Genomic DNA, 1,772 nt, shown 5'->3' on the forward strand with positions numbered 1-1,772 from the left:
GCCCATCTGCCCGTCGGGCAGCACCGCGCCCGTCACCGGGTCGATGATCTCGGGGTAGAAGTGGTCTTCCCAGATCGTCGGCCCGTCCTTGGTCTCGGCGCACTCCATGGCCACGCCCGGCCCCATGATTTCCGACAGCCCATAGATGTCCAGCGCGGTGATGCCCATGCGCTGCTCGATGGAGCGACGCAGCTCGTCGGTCCACGGCTCGGCGCCAAAGATACCCAGGCGCAACGCCAGCTTGTGCGGGTCCAGCCCCTGGCGCTCGATCTCGTCGGCCAGGTTGAGCATGTACGAGGGCGTGACCATGATGATGTCGGGCTGGAAATCGTTGATCAGTTGCACCTGCTTCTCGGTCTGCCCACCCGACATCGGGATCACCGTACAACCCAGGCGTTCGGCACCGTAATGCGCACCCAGGCCACCGGTGAACAGGCCGTACCCGTACGACACATGCACCTTGTCGCCCTTGCGCCCGCCGGCCGCACGGATCGAGCGCGCCACCACGTTGGCCCAGGTGTCGATATCGTTCTGTGTGTAGCCCACCACCGTCGGCTTGCCGGTGGTGCCGCTGGAGGCATGCACGCGCACCACATCATGCATGGGCACGGCAAACATGCCGTAGGGGTAGTTGTCGCGCAGGTCGGACTTGGTGGTGAAGGGGAACTTCGCCAGGTCGTCCAGCGAGCGCACCTCATCAGGGTGCACGCCCAACTGGTCGAAACGCTGGCGGTACAGCGGCACGTTCTGGTAGGCGTGGGCCAGGCTCCAGCGCAGGCGGTCAAGCTGGTGCTGGCGCAGTTCGTCGATGCTGGCGGTCTCCAGCGGGTCGAGTACAGCAGTGTTCAAGGCGGCCATGTTCATGTGTTCACTCTGATTCTTTTTATGGTTCAGCCCCGGATGGGCCCGAGTGTGGGAGTTGCACGACTCCCGCAGTGTTACCGGCTCAGACTCGCTCGATGATCATCGCGATGCCCTGCCCCACGCCAATGCACATCGTGCATAACGCGTACCGCCCACCGCGCAGCTCCAGCTCCGTCAGCGCCGTGGTCACCAACCGCGCACCGCTCATGCCCAGCGGGTGCCCCAGGGCGATCGCGCCGCCATTGGGGTTGACCCGCGGGTCGTCGTCGGCCAGGCCCAATTCGCGCAGCACGGCCAGGCCTTGCGCCGCAAAGGCCTCGTTCAGCTCTATGACGTCCATGTCGGCCAGGCTCAGGTTGGCCCGCTCCAGTACCTTGCGCGTGGCCGGTACCGGGCCGATACCCATGATGCGCGGTTCGACCCCGGCAGTCGCCATCGCCACCACCCGCCCCCGCGCCCTGAGCCCGAAGCGGGCCGCCTGCGCGGGGCTGGCCAGCAACAGCGCACAGGCACCATCGTTGACCCCCGAGGCATTGCCCGCCGTGATGCTGCCACCCTGGCGAAACGGCGTGGGCAAGCGCTGCAACATCTCCAGCGTGGTGTCACCACGCGGGTGTTCGTCGTGCTCGACCCGCCTGGGCTCGCCCTTGCGCTGGGCAATCGACACCGGCACGATCTCCCGCGCCAGGCGCCCGCTGGCCTGCGCCGCCGCGGCACGCTGCTGGCTGCGCACGGCAAAGGCATCCTGGTCGGCGCGCGAAACACCGAACTGTTCTGCGACGTTTTCGGCGGTTTCGGGCATCGAATCGATACCATACGCCTTTTCCATCGCCGCGTTGACGAAGCGCCAGCCAATGGTGGTGTCGTACAGCTGCGCCTGGCGCGAAAACGCCTGCTCGGCCTTGCCC

2 protein-coding genes are annotated in these 1,772 nt (G+C 66.6%); both read right to left on the reverse strand.

All coding sequences use genetic code 11. From position 1 onward, the window contains the following. Positions 1–864: AMP-binding protein (locus tag G3436_RS25095; protein WP_163950788.1), on the reverse strand; the 864-nt coding region annotated here is incomplete at its 3' end. Positions 865–946: 82 nt separating this feature from the next. After that, the coding region (locus G3436_RS25100) for an acetyl-CoA C-acyltransferase (protein WP_163950791.1) at positions 947–1,772 on the reverse strand (826 nt) is incomplete at its 5' end.

The organism is Pseudomonas brassicae, assembly GCF_010671725.1.
In the GTDB taxonomy this organism is placed as follows: domain Bacteria; phylum Pseudomonadota; class Gammaproteobacteria; order Pseudomonadales; family Pseudomonadaceae; genus Aquipseudomonas; species Aquipseudomonas brassicae.